Genomic DNA, 23,062 nt, shown 5'->3' with positions numbered 1-23,062 from the left:
GCTGGTCGGGGGCGGTGTCAACGCCCGTGCGGGGTGGCGCGCCTGGCGCGTCCAGGTACGGATGAAATCACGGATTGTCCCCCTCCCGTGCCGCCTCTACGGTCCCTTCATCCCCCCACCACGACATGCACCCGACAAGGTTCCCCGTAGCGAGCCGGGCCCAGGCGTCCTGAGACCGGGACCAGACGCCAGAGCCCGTACCGCGACGGGAACCAGGACCTCACAGCGCCTACAGCGCGCCACGCACCACGCGGCTCGACGCCACACCAGCGCGACGGGTCCATGGAGCCGGGGTCAACGGGTGCGGTCAGCCGGTCGGGGGCCGCCCGCCCCATGGCGGGCATCCACGGAGAGAGGAACAGCATGAGCACAGCCAAGCGGCTGACCCAGGTGGCCAGCCTCACGGTCGCGGCCCTCGCCTTCGCACCACTGTTGTCCGGGGGCGCTCAGGCGGCGACCGACGACACCACCCACCGCACGCGGGCGGTCAACCCGACCGACACGGCGCCCGCGCCCAGCGAGGCGCACACCAGAATCGTCGGGGGCCAGCCGACCACGGTCGCCGAGTACCCCTACATCATCGCCGCGCTGCGCGAGGGCGGGCAGCGCCCGATGGGCCAGACCTGTACGGGATCGGTGATCGGCCCGAAGACGATCCTGATCGCCGCGCACTGCAAGAACGGCGACGGTGCCAAGTCCTTCTTCTACGGAGCCGACGACCTCACCAAGCCGGAAGGAGGCGTGAAGATCGACGTCGAGTCCTACACCCAGCACCCCAAGTACTCGTCGCCGGACGGTCGGCCGACCGGCTACGACGTGGCCGTCGTCAAGACCAAGCAGACGATCCCGGTCAAGGGCGGCCAGTACGCCAGGTTCGCCACGTCGGCCGACAGCGGCCTGTCCAAGCCGGGCAAGACCGGTACCGCGGTCGGCTACGGCCGCGTACGCCTCGGTGAGAACCAGTACGCGCGGGTGAAGAAGGCCAACCTGCCGATCGTGGACGGGCGCAACACGTGCGGCTCCTTCGGTGACTTCAAGGACGCGACCATGGTCTGTGCCGGGTACGCGAACGGCCGCGACGGCATCTGTCAGGGCGACAGCGGTGGCCCGCTGGTCGTGGACGGTGTCGTGGTCGGCGTCGCCTCGTGGGTGAAGACCGGCTGCACGAGCTACGGCGCGTGGGGACGGCTCACCAACGAGATGGGTGACTGGGTCAAGACCCAGTTGGCCAGGGGCTGACCGCGGGGCCCGTCGCTCACACCTGCCCGGCTGACCGGAACGGTCACCCGAAACCGCCCACCGCCGGACGGGTGGCGGGCACAGGCCCCATCCCACAACGACGCCACCTCCAGCGCCCGGGCCGCCGCGCCTGTGGGCCGGCGGTCGACTCCACGGTCACATCGCACGGTGCGGGGCCCTTACCCGGGGCCCCGCACACGCGCGGGGCGGCGCAGGGTGTTCCTGGTATGCGGCTGGGTGTTGAGACCGGTGATGCGCCGGAAGGGCGGCTGCTGGTGGTGCGCACGGGAGGTGGCGGCGAGGGTGCCCGCGCGCTGTCGTATCACGAGGGCGAGGAGCTGGTCCTGCGGCCGCGCCTGCGCGCATGGGGCACCGCCAGGCTGAGTACCTGGCCGAACATGATCTGGAGCTGTGCCGCGAGGCGGTCGTCGGCCGGGCCGCCCTCGGCGTCGAGCGCGGCGGACGGGCCCGTGGCCGCCACGCCCAGCGGTGTCGGCCAGGCCCGCAGCGCGTGGGCGATGGTGCGCAGCGTGGTCAGCGTGGCGGTCGCGCCCTGGTCGCCCGCGGCCACCGCGACGCAGCCGACGGGGCGGCCGTCGAGGAACGGGCGGGGTTCGCCGATGAGGTCGTTCACGTAGTCGAGGGCGTTCTTCAGTAGGCCGGACACGGTGCCGTGGTACGTGGGGGAGATCAGGACGACGCCGTCGGCCTCCTTGAGGTCCTCCAGGTAGCGCTGTAAGGGCTTGTCCCGCTCGGCGGGCAGTATGCGGTAGTGCGGGAACTCGATGTCGGCGCCTCGGTAGAGGACCACGTCCGCGCCCAGGTCACCGAGGGCCGTGGCGCACCACAGCGCCAGGCGTTCGGTCTTGGAGTCCGGCGGCAGCGAACCGCTGACGCACACCACCTTGGGGCGGGGGCTGCTCATGGCCATGGTGTTCCGTTTCCCTTCCACGCATGTCTGGCTGCGCCGTCCGCGCCCCTCAACTCGCCTGCTCCACCGGCTTCTCCGGCGCCGCGCCGGCGCTTCGCCACGGGCCCTGGAACGCCGCCGCGACGAGGCAGCCGAGGAGGCACATGCCCGCCGCGAGCAGGAAGCCGGGCTCCGCGCGCTCCGAGACGAGGAGACCGGCGAGCGTCGCACCCGCCGCCGAGCCCGCCGAAGTCATCGCGTTGAGCCAGCCGAACGACTCGGTGATCATCTCCGGTGGCGCCACGTCGTCCATGGCGGAGAACTGCGCGGTGATCGCGGGGTTGAGCACCAGACCGGCGAGCAGCAGCAGACCGCCGAGGACCCAGGGGTTCCGCGTCACGGCGAGCAGTCCCCAGCCCGCGCCCAGGGCGCCGAGGAGGACGACGAGCTGCTGGACGTGCGTGCCGGGTTGGCGCCGTGCCCCCCAGTAGAGTCCGCCTGCCACACCGCCCACCGAGAGCACCGCGATCAGCACGCCGGACAGGCTGGGCGTGCCCCTGATGTCGGCGAAGGACACGAGCGTCACCTCGATGGCGACGATGCTGCCGATCAACAGGAACCCGACGGGCAGCAGGCCGAGTACGGCGCGGAACCGCAGGGGTCCAAGCCAGTGCCGGTCGCCCTGCTCGGCGGGTGGGACGGCCCTGGCCTGCGGGCTGACGGCCACCAGGACGCAGCCGACGGCCGTCGCCACCGCGGCCGCCACCAGCGCGAGGCCGGGGTCGGCGACCGCCATCACGGCGGCCACCAGGAAGGGGCCGACGATGAAGACCAGGTCGGTGACGACGGATTCGTACGCGAAGGCCGTCGTCTTGAGCTCGGACCCGCTGAACATCCGTGACCAGAGGGACCGCATCACGGCGTTCAGCGGCGGAAGCAGCACCCCGCACAGGGCGGCGAGCAGCACCAGGAGTACGGCGCTGCGGTCCTCGCCGGTCAGTACGGCGGCGGCGACGAGGAGCAGGGCGCTCTGCGCGATGCCGGTGCCGGCCAGCACGGCGCGCGCGCCGAGGCGGTCGACGCCTCGGCTCCACAGGGGGTTGCCGAGGGCGGTGCCCACCGTGTAGCAGGCGGCGGCGGCCCCGGCGATGGCGTAGGACCCGGTGCTTTCGGCGGTGGCCAGGACGAAGACCAGGCTCAGCATGCCGTTCGGCAGCCGTCCCACCAGGCCGAAGGACGCCAGCCACGGCACGCCGGGGCGGGCGAAGAAGGTCCGGTAGTGGCCGATCACGGTGCCGTCCTCTCGCCTGCCGAGTCGGTGTGGCCATCCGTCGCGCCGTCGCGGTCACCCGCTTCGTCGACGTGGCCGTCCACCGCGCGCAAGAACTGTACTCGCAGCTCGCACGTGTAGTGCCCGCGCTCGTCTCGGAGCCAGAGGTCCTCGGGTGCCGGATACATCTCCTCGGCCCGGCAGCGGTCGACGTCCCGTGCCAGGTGGCAGAGCACGTCCACGGCGAAGGGCGACCAGGAGTCGATGAGGAGGGGTTTGCGTTCGCTCTCCGCGCGGACGAAGAAGAACCGGGGCAGCCCGGTGCGGCGCGCGGTGCGGCGCAGCCACCGGAAGGCCGCGCTGCCGCGCAGGCCGCGCAGTTCCGTCAGCTCCAGTTCCCAGCGGGCCCGTTGGTAGACGGCGTCGCCGACCCGCACTCGCCCGAGGGCCCGCCCCGGGTCGGCCTGCCGGACCGGCAGGTGCAGGACGGGGGCGTCCGTCAGGGCCGCGATCGGCGGGTACGTGGTGAGGTCGGCGAGCATCGGGTACAGCAGCACGCGGTGCCCGTCCGGGTCGGTGAGCTGCGGCGCGCCGTCGCGCAGCCGTACGGTCAGCCGGTCGCCCGCCACCGTGTCGGTGCCGCCCTCGTGGTCGACGTGCGCGATGAGGACGCGTCGCCCCGGGAACCGGTAGAAGCCCTTGTTGCGCCGGGTGGTGGCGAGCGCGGCGAGCTGCCGTCCGGGGGCGGTGCCGGTGAGCCAGGTCCGTACTTGCCGGGTGATGCGGTCGGGGTCGTCCCAGAAGGTGGTGAGCCAGCCCTCCAGGAGCAGGTGGTGGTGCACGCGGGCGAGCAGGACACCGGGGCGGGGGCCGAACGGGGAGGTCAGGCAGATGTCGGGGAGTGCGTAGCGCTGGGGCGCCGCGAGCTCGGCCGGGGCGGGCAGGGTGACGTCGTCCCCCGGCGGCACGTCGACGGTGGTGGTGTGCTGGTGGCCGCCGAAGCTTGAGCTCATCTCCCCCTGGGGCTTGGCGGCGGCCGCGTACTCGGTGAACCGCGCCGAGCCCCCCAGCTCCCGCAGCACGGCGGCCATCCGCTCCTGGTAGTCGCGCTGGACGGCGGTGCCCGCGGCGGCGGAGAGGTCGAGTCCGTCGGCCACCTGGCGTTCGACACTCCGCGCGAGGTCGTCTCCGACCCTGAGGTGGAAGGGGGAGGACGCCTCCTCGAAGAGGATGAGGCGGTCCGCGTAGACGTCTCCGGCCCCACGGCGGGCGGGGACTCCGGTCAGTTCCGTGAACCTGGTCTCCAGCGCGGTCAGGAGGCGTGCGCGTTGGTCCACCCCGGCCGCGGCGAACGCCCGCAGGCCGTCGGCGAAGGCGTCCAGCTCGGCCAACCAGACGTCACGGCCCGGTACTTCGGGCAGCGCCGCGACCGCGTCGCGCAGCCCGGCGAGGCCGTCGACGACGTCGGCGGGGAACAGCAGCCCCCGGTGTAGCCGTCCGTCCGCGAGCAGCGGGCGCAGTTGCCGTCCGGTCTCGGCGACGGAGGTGCCGAGGCGGTCGGCGAGCGCGGCGGGCGACAGCGGGCCGTCGGCCAGCGCGTCCCACAGGGCCCGCTCCGGTGGCGTGCGCGGCGTCCGGTCCGAGTCCGCCGACGTGGTCAGGAGGGGGCGGCGCACCGGGATGTGACGGCGCAGTGCGGCATCCCGTGCCAGGGCGCGGGCCAGTTCCTCCAGTGCCCAGCGCGCGGGCAGGACCTTGCGGCGCTGTGCGCGCCGCTCGACGCGCAGGCCCTCGCCGTCGTCCCGTTCGCCGTATCCCATCGGGCCGAAGGTGCTGGTGGTCTCGTTCTTGCCGCAGAACCGCTGGAGGTAGAGGTAGATCTGTCGCTCGACGCGCCGGAAGCGCGCGTTGTCCGGTATCTCGTCCCGGTCCAGGTATCCGCGCAGCATGCCCTCGTACATGCCGGGGTTGGAGAGGAACACGGCGGCGCGGAACTCCTCGTGGCGTGCCCGCCGGTGCAACTCCGCGCGCAGGCGGGCACGTTCGGTCGCGTACGCGTCGTCGAAGCGGGCGGTGGCGTCGGCGTCGTCGTCCTCCGCGTGGTCGGCGAGCCGCACCAGTTCGGCGGGGAAGGCGACGTCGGCCAGCCACTCCCAGGGCATCCCCGCGTGGCGCAGCACGAAGACCGGCGACATGCGCCACGCCCCGCTCACGCGACCCCCACCAGGACGTCGCCGTCGCGCAGCGCGGACAGCTGCGGCCCGGGCAGCGCCGCGAGGACGGCGCGGACGGCGTCCGCTCGCCGCGCGGGGGGCCGGGTGAGGAGTGCGGTCATCTCGCTGCCGATCTTGGTGCAGGCGCCGGTGCGCAGGTTGACGGCGATGCCCTTGCCGGTCCGGGCGCTGTGGGCGCCGAGCACCACGTCGGGGTCGAGCCCGAGGCCCGGGCCGGTGCGGGCGGGCGGGGCGCTGAGGTAGGCGGCCGCGACCCTGCCGGGAACCAGCTCTCCGGCGCGTGCCAGCGGTCCGGCCAGGGCGGTGACGAGTGCGGTGAGTTCGGCCGGCGGCGGCTGTCCGCGCAGGCTGTGGTGGCGGGCCAGGTCGTGGCCGGTCTTCTCGTACGTCACCGGGTACGGGCCCCAGCGGGGCGTGGTCCAGCCGACCGGCCAGTCGAAGACGCAAAGTCCGGCGACGCGGTCCACGGTGTCCGCCACGGCCCGCAGGCCCCGCGTGGCTTCGTCGGGTGCGCAGCCCGGGGCGCCGATCCACACTTCGGCGAGGACGCGGGTGCCCTGGGCGCGCAGCACCTCCACGGCCCTGGCCAGCTCCGGCCAGGTGGCGGTGGAGCCGCCGCGGCCGAGGACGCGTTCGCCGCTGGCGCACAGTCCGAGGACGGCCGTGCGGGCGCCCGCGGCGTCCCCCGCGAGGACGTGGCGCAGGGCGACCCGGCCCGCCCAGGGGCCGTGCGGCCGTGGGTCGGCGGCCCGCTCCCGCCAGCGGAGGCCGGGCGGGGCATCGGGCCGGAAGGGGTCGACGACGAGCCAGGGCAGCCCGCGGGGGGTGGGGGCGAGCGTCGCGTCCGCGCAGGGTGGCAGGGTGCGCAGCACGGGCCAGCAGGCGGTGGCGTAGCGACCGGTCACCCGCACGGTGCGGGGTGGTGCCGCGCGCAGTTCGCCGAGGAGCCACAGCGCGGCGGGCAGTTGTTGGTCGCGTTCGATGACGACGGTGACCTCGCGATGGGTACGGGCGTGGTCGGCGGCGCGGGCCAGGGCGGCCTGGTAGGGGGCGGGTGCGGCGGCGGCGCGGAGCACGTCGGCGCTGCTCTGGGTGGTTCCCTCGGTCAGTTCGAGGTCGTCGAGGCGCAGGTGTACGCCGTGTGCCGGGGTGGCGAGGCTGGCGAGGACGGGGCCGAGGCCGCGCAGCCGGTGCACGGTGTCGGCGTGTCTGTTGCCCAGTGCGGCGGTCCCCGCCGTCCGCATCAGCGCGGCGCCCCGGTCGGCGGGTTCGGCGCCGTCGAAGGGCTTTCCGTCCTCTGCCGCCGCCACCAGCTCGGCCACGAACTCGACGGTGATGTCGAGGAGTTCACCGTCCTCGGGGTGGTGGGCGAGGCGGAGGCTGGGGTCTCCGTACGGGGGCACGACCGTGATCACGCGCGGCCTCCCGTCACCCGGGACATGGACAGGCGCAGCTCGCTGGTGAAGGCGCCGGTGGAGCGGCGCAGCCAGAGCTGGTCGGGCGCGGGGAGCATCTCCACCAGGGACAGGGGCCCGCGTTCGGCTTGCTGTCGCAGCGCGTACTGGCTGTGGACGCAGTCGAGGTCCAGGTAGAGGGGCTTGATCTCGCCCGCGCCGAGGGAGAAGAGATGTCTGGGCAGGCCGAGGGCGCGGCGCAACGAGGCGACGGCCACGGGCAGTTGCTCGGTGGTGGCCGCCACGAGGGCCTCACGGTGGGTGTCACCGGGCCGCCAGGCCGCGCGCTGCACCACGACGTCACCGACGACGACCCTCGGGGTGCGTTCGCCGAAGGCTAGCCGGGCCACTTCGACCTGGGCGGGGGCGAAGACGCGCAGGTGCGGGTGGTCCGCCTCGCCGACGTACAGCTCCAGCGGGCCGTCCGGGCCGAGCAGCGTGGGCTCGCCGTCGCGCAGGGTGACCCGCAGGTCGTTGATGGGCACGCGGCGGGGTGCGCTGCGCGCGGTGCCGGTGACCTCGATGAACGTGCCCGGGAAGCGGTTGGTGATCAGACCCTTGTGGCGCCTGCGGTGCAGCACGGTGGCGAGCCGGTCGGGGCCGCCCCAGGCGGGCAGGAGCCCGGCCAGTTCCTGCCGCAGCGCCTCCGGGTCGGGGGCGAAGCCACCCTGGAGGCCCCAGCCGAAGACGTACGGGTGGATCTCGCCGAGCACGAGGGGACCTTCGCCGTGCCGGGCGCCGGTGAGCAGCAGGTCCGGGCTGACGAAGGCGGGGGTGTCGTCCGGCCGCCCGAGTGCGGCCAGCCGGTCGGGGTCGAGGCGGGCGGTGCGGCCGTCGCTCGCGTCGGTGACCAGGCTCCGGTAGGCGTCGTGGAGCCGTTCCACCGGGGCGAGCGCCGGGCGCAGGCGGCCTTCTTCGACGGCGCGGGTGAGCCGCGCGGCGAATTCGAGGAAGGGCAACTCGCCCGTATCGGCGAGCAGTTCGGTGGCAAGCTGGCGGTGGGCGGTGCGCACCCGCTGTCCGACGGTGAGGCCGAAGTCGAGCACGGGGCGCAGTTCGTGCTGGATGCGCTGCCGCAGGCGCTCTGGGAGGATGAGGGGCTGGCCGTCTCCGTGGCAGTCCTCGAAGAGGACGAGCCGGTCGGCGTAGGTGCCGCCCGCGTTGCGTCGGGCGGGAGTGCCCGTGAGGGTTTCGAAGGCCCGCTCGGCGCGGCGGAGCGCGGCGCGGCGCGCGTCGGGCGGGCTGGTGGCGAAGGCGGCGACGAGATCGGCGAACTCCCTCGCCGCGGCGGTGAACGCGTGCAGTTCGGGGGTGTCGGGGAGTTGGTCGAGTACGTCGTGCAGCGGGTCGAGGTTGGTGGAGCACGGCTCGCAGCGCCGCTGGATGAGCGCGGAGCGCTCCAGGGCGGCGAGGGCCGTGCGGGTGGCGGCGATGTCGAGCCGGGTGGCGTCGGCGACGCCCCGGGCGTCGCGGGTGCCGTCGCAGGCGTGCAGCACGCTCAGCTCGGTCTCGGAGAGCTGGACGGGCGGGCGGCCGGGCAGGGTCGCCAGGTCGCCGGCGAGGTGGACGGCGGGCAAGCGGCGCGCCGGGACGAGGTCGCGCACGGCCGCGCTGCGGGTCGCGGCGCGGCCGATGGCCACGGCGGCCCAGAACGAGACGAAGGCGACGCGTTCGCGTACGCCGGCGGGGAGTTCCGCGCCCGTCTCCGGTGCGTCGACCGCGCCGAAGGAGCCGAAGGTCACGGGACCGAAGGCGCTGGTGGTCTCGTTCTTGGCGGCGAGGCGCTGCAGGTAGGACCACAGGCGCCGGTCGTGCGCCCGGGACGCCGCGTCGGCGCGCCGGTCGTCGGCGAGGTGGCGCGTGGTGGCTTCGTGGAAGTCGGGCGAGAGTTGGAGGAGGGCGTCGGAGATGTCCTCGCGCTCGGCGAGTTCGCGCAGGCCGCGGCCCGCGCTCTCCCAGGCGGGCGCCACGGCGCGTCGCGCCTCCGCGGCCAGCTGAGTGGCTTGGTCGGCCTGTTCCGCCCAGGCGCGGTGGGCTTGGGTCAGCTCGTCGTCGAGGCCCGGTGGTGCGGGGCGGACCCGGCGGCGGCCGACCGAGCGGCGCAGCGCGGACAGGCCGCGCAGCGCCGCTCGGTCCTCGCGCTTGCGGGCCCGTTCCACGGCGGCGGGGAACAGCTCGCCAAGCAGTGTCCGGCGCCGCCGCTCGGCCTCCTCCGTGACGTCGGCCCAGCGCAGGGCGATGCGGGCGAGGTCGGTGGCGGCGAACCCGTCGAGCAGGTCGAAGGGAAAGCCGGCCCGCCGCAGCAGGAAGGTGTCGCTGAGCTTCCAGCTCATGCGCGCTCCGGGAAGGCCAGCCGCACGGTGGCGAAGGGCCGGTTGAGTTTGGTTCTGGGAGCGGGCAGGAAGGCGCGCAGTTCCTCGTCGGTGCCGTCGGTGAGCGCGGCGGCGAGCCGGGCGCTCTGCTCGGGGTACGAGGTGGAGGCTTCCAGGAGTGCCGCCGCTTCGTGTCGGGGCGCGTCGCCGATCTGTCCGGCCGCCGCCGCGCCGCCGACGACCGCGAGCGCGCGCAGGTAGGGGTCGCCGAGCGCGATGGCGTGGTCCCTCGCGTCGGCGAAGGCCCGTGCGGCTTGGTCGGGGTCGGCCGTGAGCAGCAACGTGCCGCGTTCCAGGGCCATGTGGGCGCCGTAGAAGTCGTCGTGGGCGAGTTCGGCGAGTCGGCGGGATTCGGCGAGGAGGGGCCGCGCCTGCTCGACGTCTCCGGCGGCGACCAGGAGTCCCGCCTCGCGGTAGGCGTGGTGCTTGAAGAAGGTGTCGCCCCATTCGGTGCTGCGCCGGGAGAAGCGGCGCCACGCCTGTACGGCGGCCTCGGGCTGGCGCGCGTACTCCTTGAGGACGCTGATGTTCGAGATGAGGTTGACCTTGAGGTGGGTGGCGTCGGTGTTGGTCAGCTTCCCGATGAGGCGGACCGCGATCCTCTCCTCGGCCATCGCCGCGCTCCCGTCGCGGAGCTGGACGTGGCCGAGCGCCTTGACGTTGTGCAACCAGGCCGCCTCCACTACGGCGGCCGGGGAGGTGTCGCCCGCCAGGGCGGCCAGGCCGGCGTCGGCCGCGGCGAAGCCTTCCGGGACCCGCCGCACGCGCTTGATGAGCAGGAGCGCGAGCAGCAGCTGGGCCCGGGCGCGCACGACGGCCGGGCCGAGGTCGGCGGCGCGGCGCAGGTGTGCGGCGCCGGTGCGGTAGTCGAGTACGAAGACGTGCACCATGCCCAGGTAGCGGTGGGCGAGGCTGCGCAGGGCGTCGGCGCTGGTGACGGCGCTGGCGTCGACGCCGACGGACCCGGGGTCGTCGCCGAGGTCCCACTCCTCCAGCAGGAGTTGGACGGCGCGGGTGTCCAGCACGGGGTGCTGGTCGGCCTCGGCGAGGAGCCGGTGGGCGGCGAGGACGCCGATGTCGTGGTGGGTGTTGAAGAACGCGGCGCGCATCAGGGCGATGGCCGCCGCGACGGCGGCTTCGGGTGAGGCGGCGGCCCGCAGGGCGTCGAGGGCTTCGCGTTCGCGGCTCGGTGGTCGGACCGCTGGTGCGGCCGGCGTGCTGGTTGCCAGGGCGGGGTCACCGGGTTCCACCGGGACGCCGAGGCGGTCGATGAGGGCGGTGAGGTAGAGGCGGCGGATCGCGGAGCGTTCCCGCGCGGCGTCGCCGAAGCCGTCGGGGACCGCGTCAGGCCCGTCGGCGCTCAGTTCGGCACCGTCGGCGTTCGCGTCGGGCCCGTCGGGGTCGAGTTCGGCGAGGACGAGGCGCAGCGGGGCTCCGCAGAGCGCGGCTCTCTCCACCAGATGCGGAATGGCCCGCAGGGTCGGCAGGTCGAGGGCCGCGGCCCGGCGGAGTACCAGCGTGAGCGGCTCGGCCTGGGCGGCGGCTGTCACCGCCTGGCCGACCGCTGTGATGACCCGGAATACCTGCTCGCTTTCGGCGTGCAGGCGCCGCTCGGAACAGGTCGCGGCGATGACGGGAAGTGGGGCGGCGTCGGGGAACTCTCCGGGAAAGAGAATGTTCCATTCAGCGGCGCGCCGTTCGGCGACTTTCCGGATCGCAGCCGCGCGGTTCGCGTCCGATGCGGTCAGTTTCAGCAGGATGTGACGCATGCCGTCCAACCCGGCAGGGAGGCCGGGGCCGATATTGATTTCCGCCACGTCACCTTCATAAAGGGATACTGGCGGTGCGCCCAGCAACAGAAGCGTCGGCGGTACCTTCACGCCGTTCTGCCTTCGCAGCATATGGGGAATGTTCTCAGGCCAGCGGGGCGATGCGGTTCTCGATCTCGTCGAGCATGAATTCCATGTCGTCGAGATCGTCGTCGAGGCCGTCGTCAAGACCGTCCTGCTGTGCCGCTTCAGTGGGCTCGGTGGCTGCCGTAGGGGTTAACTCCTCGGCATTGTCCACTTCGCCCGTAGCCGATTCGGCCCCCTCGACCACATCGGCGGTGCTCGCGTCCAGGACCTTCTCGCTGTCGGACATGACGATCCTCTCGTTGTATCCGGTGTTTTATCGATTCCCGCCCCGACGCCCTGACGTTATGCGGAACCGCTCGGACCAGTCAGGGCGCACTCCGGTCAGGGCGCACTCGAAGAAGACGAGCAAGGCGTAGCCGAAGAAACTGTAGGGGCCGTCACTATTGACACGCAAGGCCCCCAAATGAAATCTTTCCGATCATGGAGTGGTTCCACGCTGACCTCGTGGCTCCCGAGGGAGGGCAATGCCCGAGATCATTACGCCCGGGATTACAGGAAAGTGGCGTCCCGTATTCCGTTTTCTTATTCGGAGCGCTGGATTCCCGATTGAGCTGACGGAATGCGGTGCGGCCGAGGTCGTCGAGGCCCTGGATCGCGTAGCGAAACCCCGTGCGCGGGCGGCCCAGTTGCTGCGGCAGTGGCCGGAGCGGTTCGATGCCGCCGTGGACCGGCTCGAACACCGGCCGGACGGCGCCCCGCGGGCCGACCGCCCCTTGTTCAGGGCCGTGTACAAGGCGCGGCGGGAGGTCACGTCCCTGCGCCCGGTCCCCGAGGCCGTCGCCGAGCACTTCGACGCCGCCTGGGTCCGCGACTGGCACGCCTGCCTCGCTCTGCTCGACAGCGCCGAACAGGAGTTGGACGACGCGGTCCGTCGCGCCGCGCAACACGGCCGCGACGCGCTCCGCGCGCTCCTCGCCGACCGCCGCTTCGCCGCCGCGCTCACGGTCTCCAATCCGGGGGCCGCGGCCATCATGGCCCGCACCATGCGGGCCGACCCCCAGGGGCGCCGCTCGGCCACCCGGCAGGCCGAGCGGACGGTGTACGCGTACGCCCAGCGCTTCGCCACCAAGAACGAGACGGTCAGCTTCTTCGGCCCCGTCGATTACGGCGCCTTCGACACGGGCGACACCCGCGACACCGGTGAGAGAGCCGCGAAGGCCGAGAACGGCGACAGCGGCGAAGCGGCGACCACACGGCTTCGCTACGCCCGTCGGCCCGTACAGGCACGCAGCGTCCGGCTCGCCCACTGGGCGGTCCAGGCGCTCGCCGACCGCGCCGCCCGGGACCCCGCCCTCGCGGAGCGCCTTCCGGTGCGGCTGCGCGACGGTTGCGCACTGACCCCTGACGGGCAACTCCTGATCGCCGCGACCGACCGTCGCGTGCGCCTCGGCGCGCACCACGCGGCTGTGCTGCGCCGCGCCGCGCCGGGACGGTACAGCTGTGCGGAGCTTCGGTCCTGGTGCCCCGACCCCTCGGTGGTGGAGGAGTTACTGACCCACGGCCTGCTCACCTGCCGCCCGCTGGTCCCCACCGCACTGGACGACCCGGGCGCCTGGCTCCTCGGCCAACTGGACGACCTCGTGCGCTCGGGCGCCACCGTGGCCGAGCCGTGGCGCGACACGGTGGCCGCGCTGGTCCGCGAGGCGACGGAGTCGACCGGAGGGGCTGAGGCCGAGCCCGGCCACGTTCCCCACCTCGACGCGCTGGAAGCCGCCTTCACCCAGGCCACCGGTGAGCCCGCCCGGCGCGGGGCCGGGGACCACTTCGCCGATCGGCTGCTCGTCACCGAGGACTACCGGGGCGGGGTGACCGAGTGCGCCGTGCCGGCCGGGGAGACCGAGACCCTCATCCGCAGGCTCTCCCCCGCGCTGCTGCTGTGCGCCTCCTACAGCACCGTCGTGCAACGCGCGGTCCACGACCGGGCATTGGCGCTCCACGCCGAGCTGTCCCGCGGCGGCCCGGTGAGCTATCTGCGGCTCGTGGCGGAGCTGGACGCCGCGCTACCGGTCGCCGACGCCCAGGCCGCCCCCGGCCCCATCGCCTGGCTCGACCGGCTCGACGCGCTGATCGACTCCCGCACCATCGACGGCACCGCCCACCTCGAACCGGCCGCGCTCGCGCCCCTGTTGACCGAGCCGCCGCCCGGCCTCGTCGTCTCCCCCGACATCTTCCTGTGCGCCGACCCCGCCCGTACGTCCATGGCGGACAACCCCCTCGTCATCGGCGAGGTCCACCACGGCGCCCAGGTGTGGTCCCAGCTGTCCGTGCTCGACCCCGAACCGTCGGCCACGGAGGCCGCGGTGGCCGCCGTGACCTCGGGGACCATGGGGACCTCGTCGGCCGGGGCGGGCCCCGAGGTCGCCTCTCTCGTCTGCCGCCGCACCCAGGGCAAGGCCTTCGAACGGGAACTGCCGGGTCCCGCGGTGCGGTTCCGCGCCGCTCTCGCCCAGCCGCACCCCCGCGTGTGGGACGCGGCACAGCTCACCGTCCACGAGAGCGGCGGTGTCCTGCGCCTCGCCGCCCCGGACGGCACTCCCGTACGACTGCGCGCCAGGCACCCGCGCAGCCCCGCCAACTGGCTGTTCGGGCCGCCGCCGGTGATCGCCCCGCTGCCGCTGCGCGAGGCCGCGTACGCGCCCCGCGTCCTGGTCGGCGACGTGGTGGCCTGGCGTCGCCGGTGGCGTCTCGACGCCGACCGGACGCGCGAGTTGGCGGCGGCCCGCGACCCGGTGCCGCTCGTGCGGGCGGCGGCTGAAATGAGGGAACAACTGGGCCTGCCCCGACGGGTGTTCGCCAAGTCACCGGCCGCCCGCAAACCCGTCTTCGCTGACCTGCACTGCCCCACCAGCCTGCTGCACCTCTCGCACTACCTGCGCAAGTCCCCGACCGTCGACCTGACCGAGATGCTGCCCGAGCCCGGGCAGTGGTGGCTGCGCCCCGCGGGACGACCCGTCAGCTGCGAGTGGCGGTTGACCGTGGGTTGGGAAGCCTCCTCGCCCGCCTCTGATCCGACTGTCCCTGGCTCGACCGTCCCTGATGCGGAGCACCATGTCTGACAAGAGCGCTGCCCGGCGGCCGGACGTGATCGTCGTGGGCGCCGGTGTGGTCGGCGCCTCCACGGCGCGCGAACTGGCCCACGCGGGCGCCCGCGTACTGCTGATCGAGCGTGACCAAGAGCCGGGAGCCGGTTCCCGCGCCGCCGCCGGGGTGGGCGTACCCTCCGTGCGGCTCCTCCAGGACCCGCCCATGCTCGCCTTCGCGCTCCGCGGTCAGCGGACCCTGGCCAAGGACCTCGACCGACTCGCGACGCCGGCACGCCCGCTGTCGGGGGCCTGCGGAGTGCTGCGGCCCGTCGCCGACGAGGCGGCCGCGGACCGCCTGGCCGCGCTCGCGGCCGAGCACCCCGGATTCCTCGGCTCCTGGGCCTCCCCGGACGAGGTCGCCGCTCTGGAGCCCACGATGCGGAAGGCCGCGCACGGCGCCTACGTCGATCCCGGTGCCACCGTCGTCGACGCCCCCGCCTACGTGGACGCCCTCGTCGCCGAGGCACGCCGGGCCGGTGTCACCGTGCGCACCGACTGCCCGCTCCTCGGCCTACGCTCCGACGACCAGGGCGTGACCGCCGAGCTGCCCGACGGTCCGGTCCGCGCCGACACCCTGGTCCTGGCGGCGGGCGCCTGGGCCGGCGCGCTGCCCGGCCTGCCCGCGCTTCCCGTACGACCCCTCAGGGGCCAGATGCTCCGCCTCGCCCCCGAGTCGGCGGACCAGCGCCCCCGCCACATCGTCTCCGGCCCGCTCTACCTCGCCCCGGCACCCGACGGACGCACGGTGCTGGTCGGGGCCACGGAGGAGGACACCGGTCTCACGCCGGGGCCCACGGTCGAAGGCACCCTGATGCTGCTCGCCCACGTCGCCCGGAACTGGCCCGCGCTCCGCACGGCCCGGGTGGTCGACACCTGGTACGGCTTCCGCGCCGCGACCAAGGACGGCCGCCCCCTGATCGGCGGACTGCCCGGCCACCCCCGCGTCGTCGTCGCCACGGGCCACGGCGGCCAGGGCATCCTCACCGGGGGCCGCACCGGCGAGCTGGTGGCCGCGCTGGTCTCCGGTGAACAGCCCGCGGAACTGGTGGACTTCGACCCGGCGAGGACCACCTTATGAGCGGTCGATGGCTGCTCCACGACCACGCGATCCTCCGCAGCACGGGCTTCCCCTGGCAGCTCGTCGAAGCCCTCGACTGGCCGCGCACCGACGCCGCCCTCGCTGACCTCGACCGGGCCGAGTCGGACCTCGCGGACGCGGTCACCGGGGTGGTCGCCGCCATACGGGCCGACCCGTCGGCGGTGGAGCCGCGCCTCTCCCGCAAGCTGCGCAAGGCGCTGAGCCGCCACGACGACGCACCCGACGAGCTGTACACCGCCGTCGACAGCCAGCCGGTGCGCTCGGCCCTCCAGGAGTACGCGAAGCGCCTCGCGGCCGTGCGGGACGCGCGGCACACCGCCGGGTGGTGCGCGGACGAGGAGACCGGGGAGAGCCACCGGGCGCTCGTCGAGGCCGTCGCGGACCCCGCCCTGCGCGAGGCCGTGTGGCTGTCCAGCCCCTCGATGCACGACCGTGGCATCGGCGAACTGTCCGCCCTGGCGGCACGCCCCTCCCGGGGCCCCGCCCGCAGACTGCGCCGCCAGTTCGCCGCGTACCTGCAGCGGCTGTCCGCCAAGAACGAGACCACGTCGTTCTTCGGCCCCGTCAACTACGCCGAGTTCGGCCAGGAGCCGACCGGCACCGAGCCCCTCGTCTCGGCCCCGGCGCTGCGTTCGGCCTCGCTCGCGTACTGGGCGGTGGTGGTCCTCGCCGACGCGGTCGCGGCCGATCCCGCCGTCCAGCCGTACCTGCGCCCGCGCACCAGCGGCCTCGTCTCCCGCGCGGAGCCGCTCACCGTCGCGGGCAAGCGGCCGAGCCTGCCGCCCGCCACCCTGGCACTGCTGCGCGCCGCCGACGGCCGCCACACGGTGACGGAACTGGCCCGGTCGCTCGGCGCCTCCCCCGACACGGTCCTCGCGACGGCGCGGCACGCGGCGGACCGCGGCCTGCTCCTCCTCGACTGCCGCCCGCCGGTAACCGTCACCGACGCGCTCGGGTGGCTGCGCGCGGAGGTCGCCTCGTTCCCCACCGGGGCGGACTGGCTCCACCTTCTGGACCGTGTCCAGGGGCGGTTGGCGGCCTTCGGCACGGCGGGCCTTGAGCGACGGCGGGAGCTGCTCGCCGAGCTGGAGCGGGAGATCGCCCGCCAGGGAGACGGAGCGGTGCGCCGTGGCGGCGGCGAGTGGTACGCGGACCGCCTGGTGGTGCACGAGGAGGCGCTGGGCAGTGTCAGCCCGCTGCCGCTCGGGCGCGCGCTGCGGGACCGGCTGCGCGATCGGCTCGCACCGGCGCTCGACCTGCTCGCCGCCGAGGCCGTGGCCCGCCACGCCCGGCTCACCCGACAGTTCCTGGAGCGCCACCCCGAACTCGCCTCGGGCGCCACGGTCCCGCTGCTCACCCTGCTGCGTACGCCCGCACCAGACGCGACAGACGCGGCACCACCGGACGACGGGCCGCTCACGCCCGCGGGTCTGCGCCTGGCGGAACTCGTGGAGCGGGCGGCACACACCGATCCCGACCGCCCGCTGCGCGTCGACCCGGCCGACCTCCCCCCGGTGGACCTCGGTACCGACCCGCTGATCGCCTCGCCCGACGTGATGTTCCGGGCCGAAAGCCTCGCCGACGTCCTCGCGGGCGACGGCGACCTGGTGCTCGCCGAGTGCCACGACACCCTGCTGATCTGGGGGTGGGCGCTGCAGTTCCACCCCCAGCGGCAGCAGGTCCAGGAGGCGGGCGCCGACCTCCTGCGCCGCGCCTGCGCGGACACCACGATGGCGGTCGTGCTCGGCTCCCGCCGGGCGAAGATCGTGCCGTTCGACTTCCCCGGCCCGGTGGTCGACCTCGGCAGTACGCCGCCGCACGGCGACCGGCCGCGCCTGCCGCTGGCCGACGTGGGGGTCGTGCTGCGCGGCGGCAGGCTGGTGTGCACCGCGCCCGGCGTACCGCACTTCCTCCTCCATCACGGCGAGTTGGACTCCGACGTGCACAACGTCCTCGCCCCACCCCGGGTCCGTCCCGTCCGCTTCGGGCAGTCCCCTCGCACACCGCGCGTGGTGCTCGGCGATGTCGTCCTGGCGCGGGCCCGCTGGGAGGTGGACCGCGCCGAGCTGTTCCCACGGCAGGGCGAGGCGGTCGACGAACTGCGGCTTCTTCGCACCGCCCGCGCGGCGGCCACCGCCCACGGGCTGCCGCGCCGTGGCTTCCTCAAGGTGCCGGGCGAGCGCAAGCCCGTACTCCTCGACCTGCGGGCGCCCGCGCTGCTCGACCTGGGCCGCCACCTCTCGGCCCGGGCGGTGCGGGACCACGTGGTCCTCACGGAGCTGCTGCCGGGACCCGACGGGCTGTGGTTGCGCGGAGAGCGGGGCAGACACTGCGCCGAACTGCGTACGACGATGGTGCTCGACCGGACGAACGGCCCGGGACAACCGGGACCACCAGGAGTGTCGGCGCGCCTGGGAGAGACCGGACGAGGGGACGCGGAGTGAGCCCCGCCGAGCTGTTCGGCGACGGCGAGCACGCCGCGCTGGCTCCGGTGCTGCGCGAACTGGGCCCGGCCACCCTCGCGTTGCTGCGCCGCGGCGCCACGCAGCAGACCGCCCTGCGCGGTGACGCCGTCACCTCGACCCGGCACAGCACCGCGGGCTCGGCCCTGGAGACCGTCGGCCCCGGCGCGCGCCGCCACACGTTCACCGGCGCCTGCTCGGCCGCCGCACTGCACCGCCTCGCCGAGGCCGCCCAGGGCTCCGGCGCGGCCGCCGCTCCCGAGGCCGCCGGGCGGGAGGCGCTGGACGCCGGGGACGAGCTGCCCGCCGAGGTGGCGGCGGCGCTGCCGCGCCTCGCCGGACAGCTGGCCGACCGCATGCTCAGCGGTGGCCACCCGGGGCTCGTTCCGCTGATCAACGCCGACGCCACCCGTACCCGTATCGCCGTTCTGCGCGCCGACGGGACCCTGGCCACCGACGACCGGCTGTATCTGGAGCTGCGCGTTGGGGCGCGGATCGCCGGCGCCCCGGCGACCGCGCGCGGCCTGCGCATCGTCTCCGCCACGTCCCTGGAGCTGCTGCTCAAGGGCGACCGGCACCTGGCCGCCGCCGACGAGGTGGTACGCGCCGCCCTGGCGCGGACCGACGCGGTCGACCCGCCCGAGGGCGAACTGCCGGTGGTCCTCGGGCCCGCCGGGCCCGCCGCGCTGCTGCACGAGGTGTGCGGGCACGGCCTGGAGGCCGACGTGGCGTGCGCGCCCGGGGGCGCCTACCAGGACCTGCTCGGCCGACGCGTGGCCTCGCCCCTGGTGACCGTCGTCGACGACCCCGGCATGCCGAGCTGGGCGCCGCTGTACCGGGTCGACGACGAGGGCCGGGCCGCCGGGCCGACCCCCCTCATCGACCGGGGCGTGCTCGCGGGATACCTCGCCGACGGCGAGGTGTCCCGGCGTACCGGCCACCCCGCGACCGGCAACGGCCGACGCCTCGACCACGCCCACCCCGCGCTGTCCCGGATGAGCTGTACGTATCTCGCGGCGGGCCAGGCCCCGCCGGAGGAGGCGCTCGCGGGCATCCGTCGCGGGCTGTACGTGCGGTCCGTCGTGACCGGCGAGACCGACATGAGCGGCGGCGAGTTCACCGCCGACGTCACCGAGAGCTTCCTCGTCGAGAACGGCCGCATCACCGCTCCCGTACGGTCGGCGACCCTGCACGGCTCCGGCACGGACGTCCTGCGGCGGATCGACGTCGTCTGCGACGACCTGGACTTCCTGGCGTACGGCTACCACTGCAACAAACAGGGGCAGTTCCCGCTCAAAGTGTCGGTCGGGCAGCCCACCGTCCGCATCCGTGCCCTGGGGGTCACCGGCGCATGACCGACATCCCGCCCGCCGACCGGCTCGCCCGGCGGATCGCCGCGCACCGGGCCGCACACGACGCGGACGAGGTACGCGTCCGCGTCACGGACTCCGTCACCTCCGCGTACCGCACCGGCTACGACGGGGCGGTCTCCCAGCGCGGCGGCACCCACCGCTCCGTCGTGGTGTCGGTGCGGACCGGCTCCCACTGGTCCACCGACCTCACCGACGGCGCCGCGCCGCCGCTACCGCACCCACCGCCGACGGACGCGGCGGAGCGGGTGTCCGCGTGCCTCCTCGACCCCGCCACCGGACAGCCCTGCCCCGAGGTCGTCGACGCCGAGTACGCCGAGACGTCCAGCGAGGTCACCGTCCTGGACGCCGACGGGCTGACCCGGTGGGAGCACACGCACCGGCGGCTGCGGCACTGGGTCGGCGGCGCCGGGGGGCAGCACCTGGAGGGCGCCGTCACCTGGGGGGATCGGCTGCCCGACCCGCTGGTTCCGCGCGAGGAGCGCCTCGGACTGCTCGCGGTGCGGGACGCCGGGTCGGGGCTACGGGGCACGATGCCGGTCCTGTTGCGCCCGGCCGTCGCCCTGCACCTGGTCAACCTCCTCGCCAGCATGGTCAACGGCACCAACGTGCTGGGCGGCATGCGGGCCCTGCGGGAGCGGGTCGGCCGCCGGATCGCCGCCCCGGCCGTCACGGTGGTGGACGACGGGCGCCTGGACGGGCCGTACGGCTCCCTCGTCGACGACGAAGGCGTGCCCACGGCGCGTAACGTCCTTCTGGAGTCCGGCGTCCTGCGCGGGTTCCTGCACTCGCGGGCGACGGCCGCCGCCTTCGGGTGCCCGCCCAACGGCTGTGCGGTGCGCAGCCAGCCGGACGGCCCCACAGGGCCCGCCGTCCGCGGCTTCGCGCTGCTGCCACAGGGCGGTGGCGGGGCCGGTGCGAGCGGTGGTTCCGACGGAGTGGACGAGCTGCGCACCCTCCTCGGCACCGGGCTCGAAGCGGTCACCGTGTGCCGCCCCGCCGTACGGACCGACGGCGGCCGGAAGATCCGCCTGGAGCTGTTCGGCTGGCACGTGCGCGCCGGCGAGCGCGACCGTCCCGTCGGCCCGGTCACGTTGGAGGTGGGGCTCTTCGGCTGGCTCCGTACGGTGGTGGCGTGCGGCCCGACGCTGCACCACTCGGCGGTCTTCCGCGGCCTGGCCGCCCCCGCCGTGCTCCTTTCCGAGGGGAGCGTCGGGTGACGGACACGACGGGCGGCTGGTCGGTGTACCCGGAGGCCGCCCTGCGGATGGCCGGATTCCCCTTCTCCTGGTGGGAGCGGCTGTCCCCTCCCCCGCTGCTCGCCGCGCAGGCCGAGCTGGACGCGCGCTGGGCGGCCGCCCGTCAGCACCGGGCCGAGCTGCTGACCGCCGCGTTCCCCGCCGCCGTCGACGCGGCCGGTGACCCCGAGACGCGCCGCGTGCTCAGCAAGTGCCGTACGGCGGTGGGCAAGAACCGCCCGGTGGCGGCACCGGAGGCGGCACCGGCCGGCGTACGAGACGCGCTGCGGGAGTGGAACGGACGGCTTGAGGCGGTACGGGAAGCCGAGTCCCGCCTGTCCGGGAGTTGGACCGAAGGCGTCCCGACGCTACGGCGGCGGCTGCACGAACTTGCCAGCGGGGAAACGCTGTTGGAGGCCGTCGGCCTGCTCAGCCCGTCCTTCGGCGAGGCGCTCCACCGCTTCGCGCACGCCCCGCTGCCCCCGACGCGCACCAGCCGCGTCCGCAGCCTGGAGCACCGGTTCCTGCTGTATCTACAGCGCCTGGTCGCCAAGAACGAGACCAACAGCTACTTCGGACCGATCGGTGCCGCCACCTTCCGCCCGGACGCGCCGGAGCCGCTGCGCGTCGACGGCACGCCCGGGCACGGGCCTCCGGTGGTGTTCAGCAGCCCCCGAACGGTCCGCGAATTGGCCGAACTAATCGCCGCCGAGCCGGAGTTCGCCCACCACCTGGTGCTGCGCAGGTCGCCGATGTTCACGCTGACGGAGGGGCGGCTGACGCATCTGCCGAGCGGGCGCTCGACGCGGGTGAGCCCGAGCGAAGCGGAACTCTGGTCGGCTCTCCGCCCCGGCGCGGACGCCCCACCCCCACCCGTCCCGGACCCGCCGCCGGACCGGCTTCTCGGGATAGGGGCGCTCGTCCGCCAGGTGCCGCTCGACCTGTGGACCGCCGACCCGCTCGCCTCGCTCGAAGCCTGGCTGCGGGACCTGGGGCCGCGAGCCGCGGCGCGGGAGTGGCTGGCACGGCTGGGCGAACTGCGCGCGGACATGCGGGCGTTCGGGACGGCCTCGGGAAGCGTCGCCCGGCGCGCGGCGCTCGGCAGGGCGGAGAACCGCGTCGCCGCGCTGACCGGCGGGACTCCCCGGCAGGGCGGCGGTCGGATGTACGCCGACCGCAGCGTGCTGTTCGAGGAGCGCGAGAACCGTCTCTCCCTGACCGTCGGCGGCCCGGCCGCCGCGGAACTGCCCGACGACCTCGCCCCCGTCCTCACCTACTGGGCCGCGGTCGCCTGCCAGCGGCACCGGCAGCACCAGCGGGCCGCCGCCGCGCTGTACGACCGGGAGTGGCCCGGCAGGCCCGCGGTTCCACTGCCCACCTTCCTCCGCGCCGCCGCGGCCCTGCCTGCCGTGTCGGCCCCGACCCCGGCCGAGACGGAGATGGCCGCGCTCGTGGGTGAGTCCGCCGATGAAGTACGCCTGAAGCCGGCGGAGTTGATGTCGCTCACGAACGCCGTGACCGGGCCGGTCTTCACCTCCGTCGACCTCTTGCTCGCGGCCCCTGACGCGACGGCCGCGTTCCGGGGCGACCTGCGCTGGGTCCTCGGCGAGGCGCACGCCGGGCATCTGCTGTCCGTCTTCCCGACGGACCACTTCGCGCGCCTGCGGGACCCCGGGGCCCACGCGCGGCGGGACAGCTGGCTGTTCGGCGCGCTCCAGCGCACCGGGCGCAGGGCGGCCTGGCTGGTCACCGGCCGCGACACCAAGATCTTCCAGTACCGACAGCCCGCCGTCGCGGTGCAGCTGCGCCCCCATCTACCGGACCACGCGGCCCTGCCCGCCTCGCAGCTGACCGTACGGAGAGAATCGAGCCAATCGAACGAGGGCGACGAGGGGGGCAGCGTCACACTCTGGGACTCGCACGGTCCACTGTGGCTGCTGCCCGCCGTCCGTCCCGCCACCGCCACCTTCGACCCGCTGGCCGCGCTCTCCTTTCCCGCTGTGCAGAGCGTGCCGTTCGGCCTGGGGCCACTGCGGCCCCGCGTCGTCGTCGGGCGCACCGTGGCGCAGCGGGCCACCTGGCGGACGCCCGCCCCCGCCATCGGCGGACTGCGGGACGCCGAACAGCTCCTGGCCGCACGGGCGTTCCGGTTCGAGCAGGGCATGCCTGAGCTGGTCTTCGTACGCCTGCCGTGGGAGCCGAAGCCCACCCTGCTCGACTTCCGCAACCCGCTGTCCGTCGGCGCGTTCGCGGGCCTCCTGCGCCACGCCCCGAACGGCACGGACCGCCCCGTCGTGACGTTCAGCGAGATGCTGCCAGGCCCTCAAGATCTCTGGCTGGCCGATGGGCGCACCTTCGAGGTGCGGGCGTTGGCCGTGCGAGGGTGAGAATTGAGGAGTTCCGTGAGTGAGCCGG

General features: G+C 74.5%; 14 protein-coding genes. 7 read left to right on the top strand and 7 right to left on the bottom strand.

The annotated features are described in order from the left end of the window. Positions 1-363: 363 nt before the first annotated feature. Positions 364-1,239: a serine protease gene (locus tag OYE22_RS31320; RefSeq protein ID WP_277323562.1), complete on the top strand. Its 876-nt coding sequence runs from the start codon at positions 364-366 to the stop codon at positions 1,237-1,239. A gap of 322 nt (positions 1,240-1,561) precedes the next feature. Here the strand turns inward: OYE22_RS31320 and OYE22_RS31315 are convergent, their stop codons facing one another. The 7 genes from OYE22_RS31315 to OYE22_RS31285 all read right to left on the bottom strand — a co-directional run bounded on the left by OYE22_RS31315 (position 1,562) and on the right by OYE22_RS31285 (position 11,621). Continuing rightward, positions 1,562-2,164 (bottom strand): NAD(P)H-dependent oxidoreductase, encoded by a 603-nt coding sequence (locus OYE22_RS31315; RefSeq protein WP_277323561.1) that lies wholly within the window; start codon positions 2,162-2,164, stop codon positions 1,562-1,564. A 55-nt stretch (positions 2,165-2,219) separates the two neighbouring features. Continuing rightward, positions 2,220-3,440, bottom strand: coding sequence for an MFS transporter (locus tag OYE22_RS31310; RefSeq protein WP_277323560.1), 1,221 nt, complete (start codon positions 3,438-3,440; stop codon positions 2,220-2,222). Further along, a complete protein-coding gene (locus OYE22_RS31305) occupies positions 3,437-5,614 on the bottom strand; it encodes a lantibiotic dehydratase (protein ID WP_277323559.1) in 2,178 nt (725 codons plus the stop codon). The genes OYE22_RS31310 and OYE22_RS31305 overlap by 4 nt, the downstream gene beginning before the upstream one ends. Before the next feature lie 14 nt (positions 5,615-5,628). Further along, complete coding sequence (locus OYE22_RS31300; protein WP_277323558.1) at positions 5,629-7,068, bottom strand: hypothetical protein; 1,440 nt, start codon at positions 7,066-7,068, stop codon at positions 5,629-5,631. Beyond that, positions 7,065-9,440, bottom strand: coding sequence for a lantibiotic dehydratase (locus tag OYE22_RS31295; protein ID WP_277323557.1), 2,376 nt, complete (start codon positions 9,438-9,440; stop codon positions 7,065-7,067). Before OYE22_RS31295 ends, OYE22_RS31300 begins: the two co-directional genes overlap by 4 nt. Then, positions 9,437-11,296 (bottom strand): hypothetical protein, encoded by a 1,860-nt coding sequence (locus OYE22_RS31290; protein ID WP_277323556.1) that lies wholly within the window; start codon positions 11,294-11,296, stop codon positions 9,437-9,439. The genes OYE22_RS31295 and OYE22_RS31290 overlap by 4 nt, the downstream gene beginning before the upstream one ends. 97 nt (positions 11,297-11,393) lie before the next feature. Then, on the bottom strand, positions 11,394-11,621 hold the full coding sequence (locus OYE22_RS31285) for an ammosamide/lymphostin RiPP family protein (RefSeq protein ID WP_277323555.1): 228 nt from the start codon (positions 11,619-11,621) through the stop codon (positions 11,394-11,396). A 400-nt stretch (positions 11,622-12,021) separates the two neighbouring features. Here OYE22_RS31285 and OYE22_RS31280 point away from each other — a divergent pair, with 400 nt between their 5' ends. The 6 genes from OYE22_RS31280 to OYE22_RS31255 are packed head-to-tail and all read left to right on the top strand — an operon-like array spanning position 12,022 to position 23,034. Further along, a complete protein-coding gene (locus tag OYE22_RS31280; protein ID WP_277323554.1) occupies positions 12,022-14,451 on the top strand; it encodes a hypothetical protein in 2,430 nt (809 codons plus the stop codon). Further along, positions 14,444-15,556 (top strand): FAD-dependent oxidoreductase, encoded by a 1,113-nt coding sequence (locus OYE22_RS31275; RefSeq protein WP_277323553.1) that lies wholly within the window; start codon positions 14,444-14,446, stop codon positions 15,554-15,556. The genes OYE22_RS31280 and OYE22_RS31275 overlap by 8 nt, the downstream gene beginning before the upstream one ends. After that, on the top strand, positions 15,553-18,021 hold the full coding sequence (locus tag OYE22_RS31270) for a lantibiotic dehydratase (RefSeq protein WP_277323552.1): 2,469 nt from the start codon (positions 15,553-15,555) through the stop codon (positions 18,019-18,021). Before OYE22_RS31275 ends, OYE22_RS31270 begins: the two co-directional genes overlap by 4 nt. Beyond that, positions 18,018-19,394, top strand: a complete 1,377-nt coding sequence (locus tag OYE22_RS31265) for a TldD/PmbA family protein (RefSeq protein WP_277323551.1) — start codon at positions 18,018-18,020, stop codon at positions 19,392-19,394. The genes OYE22_RS31270 and OYE22_RS31265 overlap by 4 nt, the downstream gene beginning before the upstream one ends. Beyond that, complete coding sequence (locus tag OYE22_RS31260; protein WP_277323549.1) at positions 19,391-20,629, top strand: metallopeptidase TldD-related protein; 1,239 nt, start codon at positions 19,391-19,393, stop codon at positions 20,627-20,629. Before OYE22_RS31265 ends, OYE22_RS31260 begins: the two co-directional genes overlap by 4 nt. Further along, a complete protein-coding gene (locus OYE22_RS31255; RefSeq protein WP_277323548.1) occupies positions 20,626-23,034 on the top strand; it encodes a hypothetical protein in 2,409 nt (802 codons plus the stop codon). The genes OYE22_RS31260 and OYE22_RS31255 overlap by 4 nt, the downstream gene beginning before the upstream one ends. Positions 23,035-23,062: the final 28 nt, after the last annotated feature.

Source organism: Streptomyces sp. 71268, assembly GCF_029392895.1.
GTDB lineage: Bacteria > Actinomycetota > Actinomycetes > Streptomycetales > Streptomycetaceae > Streptomyces.
The sequence above is the reverse complement of the archived record's forward strand: the minus strand, read 5'-3'. Positions and strand labels throughout refer to the sequence as shown.

Excerpts from the sequence above, each read along its gene's own strand:
- OYE22_RS31320 (WP_277323562.1), top strand. The coding sequence starts at position 364 with ATGAGCACAGCCAAGCGGCTGACCCAGGTGGCCAGCCTCACGGTCGCG.
- OYE22_RS31315 (WP_277323561.1), bottom strand. The coding sequence starts at position 2,164 with ATGAGCAGCCCCCGCCCCAAGGTGGTGTGCGTCAGCGGTTCGCTGCCG.
- OYE22_RS31305 (WP_277323559.1), bottom strand. The coding sequence starts at position 5,614 with ATGTCGCCGGTCTTCGTGCTGCGCCACGCGGGGATGCCCTGGGAGTGG.
- OYE22_RS31295 (WP_277323557.1), bottom strand. The coding sequence starts at position 9,440 with ATGAGCTGGAAGCTCAGCGACACCTTCCTGCTGCGGCGGGCCGGCTTT.
- OYE22_RS31285 (WP_277323555.1), bottom strand. The coding sequence starts at position 11,621 with ATGTCCGACAGCGAGAAGGTCCTGGACGCGAGCACCGCCGATGTGGTC.
- OYE22_RS31275 (WP_277323553.1), top strand. The coding sequence starts at position 14,444 with ATGTCTGACAAGAGCGCTGCCCGGCGGCCGGACGTGATCGTCGTGGGC.
- OYE22_RS31270 (WP_277323552.1), top strand. The coding sequence starts at position 15,553 with ATGAGCGGTCGATGGCTGCTCCACGACCACGCGATCCTCCGCAGCACG.
- OYE22_RS31260 (WP_277323549.1), top strand. The coding sequence starts at position 19,391 with ATGACCGACATCCCGCCCGCCGACCGGCTCGCCCGGCGGATCGCCGCG.